The organism is Thermococcus sp., from assembly GCF_027066465.1.
GTDB lineage: Archaea > Methanobacteriota_B > Thermococci > Thermococcales > Thermococcaceae > Thermococcus.
In genome coordinates this window covers 20,875-28,731 of sequence record NZ_JAMONU010000155.1, presented here as the reverse complement: position 1 = coordinate 28,731, position 7,857 = coordinate 20,875, and the positions used below count along the sequence as shown (strand labels likewise).

Annotated in this window: 8 protein-coding genes; all 8 read right to left on the bottom strand. The window is 54.5% G+C overall.

Annotation, left to right across the window (positions count from 1 at the left end):
* A partial coding sequence (locus tag MVK46_RS07560) for a methyl-accepting chemotaxis protein (RefSeq protein WP_297536028.1) occupies positions 1-1,298 on the bottom strand: 1,298 nt, incomplete at its 3' end.
* 10 nt (positions 1,299-1,308) lie between these two features.
* Positions 1,309-1,794 (bottom strand): chemotaxis protein CheD, encoded by a 486-nt coding sequence (locus MVK46_RS07555; protein WP_297536027.1) that lies wholly within the window; start codon positions 1,792-1,794, stop codon positions 1,309-1,311.
* Positions 1,781-2,431, bottom strand: a complete 651-nt coding sequence (locus MVK46_RS07550) for a chemotaxis protein CheC (RefSeq protein WP_297536026.1) — start codon at positions 2,429-2,431, stop codon at positions 1,781-1,783. Before MVK46_RS07550 ends, MVK46_RS07555 begins: the two co-directional genes overlap by 14 nt.
* The gene (locus MVK46_RS07545; RefSeq protein ID WP_297536025.1) at positions 2,428-3,060 is read right to left on the bottom strand and encodes a chemotaxis protein CheC; all 633 of its coding nucleotides are present in this window, start codon (positions 3,058-3,060) and stop codon (positions 2,428-2,430) included. The genes MVK46_RS07550 and MVK46_RS07545 overlap by 4 nt, the downstream gene beginning before the upstream one ends.
* Positions 3,050-5,305, bottom strand: coding sequence for a chemotaxis protein CheA (locus MVK46_RS07540; protein ID WP_297536024.1), 2,256 nt, complete (start codon positions 5,303-5,305; stop codon positions 3,050-3,052). The genes MVK46_RS07545 and MVK46_RS07540 overlap by 11 nt, the downstream gene beginning before the upstream one ends.
* Positions 5,280-6,383, bottom strand: coding sequence for a chemotaxis response regulator protein-glutamate methylesterase (locus MVK46_RS07535; protein ID WP_297536022.1), 1,104 nt, complete (start codon positions 6,381-6,383; stop codon positions 5,280-5,282). The genes MVK46_RS07540 and MVK46_RS07535 overlap by 26 nt, the downstream gene beginning before the upstream one ends.
* Positions 6,384-6,393: 10 nt before the next feature.
* On the bottom strand, positions 6,394-6,756 hold the full coding sequence (locus MVK46_RS07530) for a response regulator (RefSeq protein ID WP_297536021.1): 363 nt from the start codon (positions 6,754-6,756) through the stop codon (positions 6,394-6,396).
* Positions 6,731-7,594 carry a protein-glutamate O-methyltransferase CheR gene (locus tag MVK46_RS07525; protein WP_297536020.1) on the bottom strand — a complete coding sequence of 288 codons (864 nt, stop codon included), beginning with the start codon at positions 7,592-7,594 and terminating at the stop codon, positions 6,731-6,733. The genes MVK46_RS07530 and MVK46_RS07525 overlap by 26 nt, the downstream gene beginning before the upstream one ends.
* Positions 7,595-7,857 lie beyond the last annotated feature (263 nt).

The window sequence follows — 7,857 nt, the reverse complement described above, 5'->3', positions numbered from 1 at the left end:
CTGACCCTTTGAACGGCCTCACTAATTTGCCCCACCGATTCGCGGATGTCCTTTGAGATTCTGGCCAGAACCCGTGCTTTAGCCCGGAGGGTTTCCGTTGCATCGTTTATCTCGGAGATTAGCTCCTTCAGCCTCTCGGTCGTTTCTCGAAGGTCGAGCAGCACTTTTTTAAGCTCCCCCTTTCCCTCGATGGTGAGACCGTTCGTGAGGTCTCCCCTTGAGAGCTTCTCAAGCTTGAGCGCTATCGCGTTGAGCGTTCCAACGAGGTCCGTTCCAACGGCTTCAAACGCCCTTATGAGCGCTCCAATCTCGTCATCTTCAAGGTACTTGATGTCCTTCAGGCCTTCCCTAACTTCGCTGAGCCGTCCTTCTGCGAGGGCCTCTGCGACCTTTCCGAGCTTTCTTATCGGTTCAATTGCGTCGGAGAGCAGTTTGTAAGATGCTCCAATTAGGAACACCGCAGTTATGGCGAGCAGAACCGCGAAGGTCATGGCGTATCTCCTGGTTTCCGCCTTTGCGCTCGCTACGGCCTTTGCAAGTTCCTCGACGGGAGTCCCGCCTGAAGTCTGAACGACGAGAAACCAGCCCGATGGGAGCTTTGAACAGGCTGTAATCGTCCCGTTTTCTTCGGTGACGTAAGGTTCCCCGCAGTGCTCAACGTTTCCTTTCAGTCCCGGAATGCCGTCAATGCTTTTGCCGATGTAGCCCTCGCTGGAGGAGGCGTAAACTTTCCCGTTCCAGATTAGATACGTCTCGTAGTTTCTGACCTTTAGCGGGCTTTCAATCTCCTCGGGCGGTATGCCAACCCCGAGAAAGGCCCTTCCCCCGGCGACTGGAAGAACGTACAGGGGATAGAAGGCACCATTCCTTTCAACAACCCTCCACCCCTCCCCTTCAAGCCACCGTGCTTCCCCGACGGTAGCTCTGATTCGCTTTCCTTCGTAGCTGTAAAGCGTGCCGTTTGGGGCCTCGAAGTAAATCCAGAGACCGCTCGAAGAACCGAGTTTCTGAACGTCCTCAGCAATCCCTGAACCCGCGATTAAGTCCCTTTCGAGCAGTTCTCCCCCAATTTTGCCCGTGAGCATGGCGGCTCTCATCGTTTCTTCAACCCTTGCGGATACGGCGAGGGCCGTTTTGAGCGTGAGCTTCTTCTCTTCCGCCAGAATCTGGGGGGTAACCTTCTCATCAACAGTGTACGCGGCCCTGTTGCCCACGTGGAGCATCATGCCTACCGCTATTACGGTTCCGAGAAGCATAACGGCGACGACCGTTGCGAGCACTCTCTTCCTGAACTGCACGGCCCCCACCTCAGTAGACCCGCTCTATCACCCGGCCGTTGCAGACCTTCCTCATTCTGACCTTTCCAGTGGAGAGGTCGAGGTATATCGTTCTCCCTCCCCTTCCCCCGGTGTCCTCTGCCACGAGCCTTATGCCGAGCCTCCTGAGTTCTCGCTTAGCGACCTCCACGTTCTTCCTGCCTATCGTAAGCCCCTCACCCGCTCCCCTGAACATGTGTGCCCCTCCGAAGAGCTTGGCCTCTGCCCTCACAGGGTTTCCTCCGAGCCTCTTGAAGTCCTTCAGGAGCAGCTGAAGGCCCGTATCCACGTATTTGGCCGGGTTTCCCCTGTTGCCGTACCTTGAGGCCTCTGGGAGCAGGGCGTGGAGCAGACCCCCGACTTTGGTGGCCCTGTCGTAGAGGGTTATACCAACACAGCTCCCCAGGCCGTACGTGCTTATTATTCCCCTCTCCCTTCCGACCGCGTAGTCCCCTATGCCGACCCTAATTTCCCTCACCGCTCCCACCCGTTCCGACGTCAACGTTCTGGAGCATTTCCTCGAGCCTTGTTACGAGCTTTTTGAAGGATTCCTTTGTTGGAACAACGTAGAAGTAGCTCTCTATCCCCGTGTCCTTCTGGTAAAAGCGGGTTCTGAACGCAACGACCTTCTCAACGTCCCTCAGCTCGGGTCTTGAAAGCTCCCTCTCGATGTCGTAGAGGCTCTCCGCCGGCTTGGGGGGACTGAGGGACACCGGCTCCCCTATCAGCTTGGCGAGCATGTCGGTGTAGACAGATATCAGGATGTTGCCCACTTCCATTATCGCGGAGCGGCCGACGTCGTCAATCTCTCCCTCGTTTCCGACGAGCATGGAGACGAGGCTTTTCGCGCTCTTCAGGGGAAACTGAAGTATCGTCAGGCCCCTGAGACCCTCCTTTATGTCAAACATCACGACAACGCTCTCTCTGATGCCCCTGCCGGCGAGCTCCCTCAGCAGTTCTATCCTCGACAGTAGCCCGACCTTCGGCGGCTCCATCTCAATGGTTCCTATCATCTGGGAAAGCGCCGTTAGGGCGTGGCTTATCGCTATGTTCGAGGCTTCCTTGAATATGTCCTGGTACCACTCGGAGGACCAGTCCCCGTTCCTCCCGCTCATAGCAACCCCTCCACGAGTGTTTTGATAATCCTCTCCATGGACTTCGGGTCGGGAATCAGGAGGAAGTTCTCCCTGAACTCAAAGTCCTCAACCGCCATCTCGGTTCTGAGAATCACGGTGTAGTCGCTGTACCTCCCAACGTCGGCGAGGGCGAAGTCGAGTATCGCGGACGTGAAGTCCATCACGAGCTCTGGAGGGGTCTGCTCTATCACAGTCCCGAGGAACTCACTCAGGGCGTTGGCGAAGGAGGAAATCAAGATGTTCCCTACCTCCTCCACTGCCGAGCGGCACAGCTCGTCAAGCTCCCGCGTCGTTCCCATCGGGTTTCCGGAGAGGATATCGAACAGCCGCCTGCCGTCCTCAGGCTCCAGGAGGAAGAATGCGTGCCCCTCAACCCCACCGCTCAGGCGTACATAAACTCCCAGTTTGATGTCGTCGCCGAGAACCTCCGGAACTTCCCTTATCTGAACGACCCTCACCTCGGGCACGGTTATGCTCACTGGGCGGCCGGTCATCCTGCTCAGGCTGTCGGCGGCCCTGGAGGCCCCTATGTTGAAGGTCTCTTTAAGCGCGCTGAGGGAAAGCTCGTCGAGTTCCCTGATGTACCTCTCGTAGTCCTCAGAAGCCACCGCCGCCACCCCCGAGAAGGCCGTTTATTTCAATGATTAGAACCACCCTGCCGTCTCCAAGGATTGTCGCCCCGGCGAAGCCGCTGATGTTGGACAGCATCTTGCCGAGGCTCTTGATTACGATGTCCTTCTTGTGGAGAATCTCGTCAACTCCAATGGCGACCTTCTGGGCGCCGAGGTCGACTATCAGGGCTGGGAACACATCGAGGTCTGAAACGGGCAGTCCAAAGAGTTCGTGGAGCATCACGACGGGTATTATCTCGCCCCTGAGGACTATGACCTCCTTGCCGCCGATTGTTTTCAGTCTGTCCCTTCTGACCTGTATGCTTTCGAGTACGTTGTTTATCGGCACAGCGTAGACCTCGTCGCAAACCCTAACGAGAAGGGCCTGAATTATGGCCATGCTGACGGGCAGTTTGATGATGAAAGTCGTTCCCTTCCCCACCTCTGTCTGTATTGAGATGCTTCCGTTCAGACTCTTAACGACGTCCTTCACAACGTCCATTCCCACGCCCCTTCCGGAAACGTCCGTTACCTCGTCCTTCGTGCTGAAGCCCGGCAGGAATATCAGGTTTATGGCGTCCTCATCGCTCATCTCGGCCGCCTGCTCGGGGGTTATCAGGCCCTTCTCCACAGCCTTTCTCTTCACTTTCTCCGGGTCTATTCCACGGCCGTCGTCCCTCACGATAATCTCTATGTAGCTCTTTTCCCTCCTCGCGATAAGCTCAACCCTGCCCACGCGGGGCTTTCCGAGTCTCTCCCTCTCCTCAGGGGGTTCTATGCCGTGGTCTATTGCGTTTCTGAGGAGGTGTACGAGAACGTCTCCGAGCCTATCGAGAATCGTCCTGTCAACCTCTATCTCGGCCCCTTCAACTACGAACTCGACCTCCTTTCCCATCTTCCTCGCAAGCTCGCGGACCATCCTCGGGAACTTGTTGAAGACCTCTCCAACTGGGGTCAGACGCATCTCCATAATCTCATCTTGAAGTTCGGTCAGCAGTCGGGACAGCGTTGAGAGCGTCTCGTTAAGCTCTCTATCGCCAAGCCTCTCGGCAATCTGCTCGAGTCTGCCCTTGTTTATCACAAGCTCGCCGACGAGGTTCATCAGCTTGTCGAGATGGCTCACGTCAACCTTGATTATCCTCGATATCTTAATCTTGGGAGTCTGAACGAGCGTCTTTTTGGGCTTCTCGGTTTTCTTCTCAGTTTTCTTTTCCTTCTTTTCGGTTTTCTGCTCCCCGCTCTCTTCCGTTACCTTTACGCTTTCGACGTCCGGGTGTTTTTTCACTGTCTCCTCAATCCGCTTGGGGTCGTCCGCCTCTATCCTGACCCTGAAGCACTTTCCATCGAGCAGGTTTCCTCCCTCTATCTCCTCCCGCTTTGGTTCCGTGGAGAGAACCCTTCCAATCTTCTCAAGGTCTTGGAGAATAAGGTAGGCCCGGACGCCCTTCATCGGGGCGTTCTCCTCCAGGCACACCGTGACCTCGTAAACGTTTCTCCCTCCGGGCGTCCCTTTCCCTCCGAGGGGCTGGACTTCTACCCTTTCCACTTCGGGGTGACGGGAAACTATCTCCCTAATCCTTTCGGGCGGCTCCTCTGTCTTGAGAATGAACTCCACAACGTCAACGTCCGCCTTTCCCTCTTCTATTAATTCCCTCTCGGGTTTCGTCTCGAGAACCTCACCTATCTCCTCCAGGTCAGAAAGTATAAGAAAAGCCCTGACGCCCCTTAGGGGAGCATCCTTCTGGAAGTAGACCCTGACGAGGTAGTTTCCCTCCCCGGTTTCGGGACCCTCCTCGGGCTTGGAAATCGCTTTGGCTTCTTTCTCTTTTCTACCCTCTCCCTCAAAAAACGCTTTTGCTTTCTCAAACAGCTCCTCCAAGTCGAAGTACCCTTCGCTTCCGGTTTCCTCTATGCTGTTAACCATCCCCTCTATCACGTCCAAGAATTCGAGGAGAACGTCAATCAGTTCGGGGGTCGGCTCAACCTTCCCGCTCCTCACGAGGTCGAGGAGGTTCTCCATCTTATGGGCGGCTTCACTGAGCTTCATGAAACCCATGGTCGCGGCAGTCCCCTTTAGGGTGTGAGCGTCCCTGAAAATCTGGTCTATCAGTGCTTTTTTCTCCTCTTCATCACCGCCCTCTTTGACAATCTTTTCAAGTGATAGTATGGCGTTGCTGAGGCTGTCGATTCTGTCCCTCGCGTCCGCCAGAAACTCGTCAAGGTACTGGGAGAGGTCTTCCATTTCGACCCCTCCTGTTAATTCTGTTCACGGCCATAACAACCGTATCGGCTATCCTGTCAAGCGGAACGATGTAGTCCACCATTCCCGTTTCTATCGCCGCTTTGGGCATTCCAAAGATTATGGACGTCTCTTTGTTCTGTGCTATCGTTATGCCGCCCTTTTTCTTGATTGCGACGATTCCTTCTGCTCCGTCCCTTCCCATTCCCGTCATTACCACGCCCACGGTTCTCCAGCCGAAGACCTCCGCCGCGGTTTTCATCATCGGGTCCGCGGCCGGTCTTACCCCGTGAATTTTGGGCTTCTGGTTGAGTGTTATGACGGGCTTCCCGTTCCTCAGCTCGACCTCCATGTGATAGCCGCCGGGAGCAACGTAGCCCCAGTTCTCCTCCACGACCTCGCCGTGCTCCGCCTCCTTGACGTTGATTTTGCTGACGCTGTCAAGTCTCTTTGCGAAGGACTTCGTGAATCCAGGGGGCATGTGCTGAACGAGTAGCACGGCGGCACCGAGGTCTTCCGGGAACTTGGGAAACACCTTGAGAAGTGATTGAGGGCCGCCGGTTGAGGCGGCGATTGCAACTGCGGTCTTTGCCGGAACGCCGCTCTTCCTTCTGCTCTTCTGCACCCGGAGCAGTCTAACCCTCTTCAGCTCCAGGAACTTCCTTGGGACTTTTGCGGCCTCTTTGATTTTGGCGATGATTTCATCTCTGAGGTCCTTTATCCCGATTGAGACGGAGGAGCCGGGTTTTGGTATGAAATCAATTGCACCGTATTCGAGGGCCTTTATCGTGGCCTCTGCCCCTTCCTGGGTTAGGGCGCTAATCATTATCACGGGAGTCGGGTTCTGCTTCATTATCACCCTCAGGGCATCGAGGCCGTTCATTCTTGGCATTTCCACGTCAAGGGTTATAACGTCCGGCTTGTAGAGTTTGGCCTTGGTTATTGCTTCGATGCCGTCCTTTGCTTCACAGCAGACTTCGAGTTCCGGGTCGGAGTTTATTATGTCCTTGAGTATCTTCCTCATAAACGCGGAATCATCGACGACGAGAACCCTGATTTTCCCCCCATGTCCTGCTGCCATTCCTCTCACCTTAGCTTGAAAGGACCCTGTTTATCTCTTCAAGAACCTTCTGAGCCTGAAACGGCTTTACGATGTAACCCGAGGCTCCCGCTTTGAGTGCCTCCATGACCTTGGCCTCTTGGCCGACGGCGGTAATCATGACTATCTTCGCGTTGGGGTCAATCTTTTTGATTTCCTTGACCGCCGTTATTCCGTCCATTTCTGGCATCACGATGTCCATAGTCACGAGGTCTGGTCTAAGCTCCTTGTATTTCTCAACGGCCTCCCTTCCGTTGCTTGCTTCACCAACGACCTGATGGCCGCCCTGGACGAGTATCTTCTTCAGCAACATTCTCATGAAGGCCGCGTCATCCACCACCAATATTCTTGCCACGTCCCATCACCCCCGGGTTCTTGCGATAAATCCTCGCGACCAAATCGTAGAGTTTGAACAGCTTCGCGGCTTCACCGAGAATTGTCTCGGTTTTTCCGAGAACAAGAAAACCGTGGTCCTCGAGGGAATCGTACAGCCTCTTGAATATCTCGGTTTGGGCATCCCTCTTCATGTATATCAGAACGTTCCGGATGAAAATAACGTCGAACCCCCGGGGATACCGTGGGCTGAGAAGGTTGAAGTACTGGAACCTTACCAGCTTTCTAACCTTTGGTGAAACCCTGTACCTGTCTTCGCTTACCTTCACGAAGTACTTCGCAATCATGTACCTCGGCACCTGCTTTTCAACGGCGTCCGCTGGATACTCCCCTTTCATGGCTATGCTCAGGGCTTCCCTGTCTATGTCGCTTGCGAGTATCTGAACTCTGAAGCCGCTCAGGTTTTCCCCAAGGGCTTCGTAGAGCGTCATTGCTATTGAGTACGGCTCCTGTCCGGTTGAACAGGCCGCACTCCAAATTCTGATGAGCCGGGAGTATTTTCTCCTCTTAACTCCCACAATCTCCGGAATGACCCTCCTCTGAAACGTCTTCCAGACTATCGGGTCCCTAAAGAACTCCGTAACGTTTATCGCTATCGTGAAGAGCAATTCTTCAAGTTCTTTTCTGTTTCCCTTGAGAATCCGGTAGTACTCAATGAAGCTGTTCACTCCGAGCTTTCTCATCCTCGCTCGAATGCGCCTCAGCAGGTACGTGTCCTTGTAAGCGTCCCCGCTAACCTCAAGGTGTCTGAAAAGCTCTTCCTTGATTTTCTGATATCCTGGGTCTCTGTAGGTTAGCATGGGAAGTTCCTCCCCGTTCGGCTTTCTCCTCCAGCAACGGGGGAAGTATTCTCTCAGAATTCTATGAAAGTCCGACAAAAAAGCCTTTAGTGCAGGTGATTGTGTAGGTGCATGTGTATGTCATTAAAAGTTTTTTATTACATTGTGTCAAAGCATATGTGCAAAGACTTCGAGTGTCCCAGCGGAGCAAGCGTCCTAACCAAGTGGAGCGAGCGGTGCTTCGGTCGGCTTTGGTTCGGGGGAGCATCGGAGCCACAGAAACC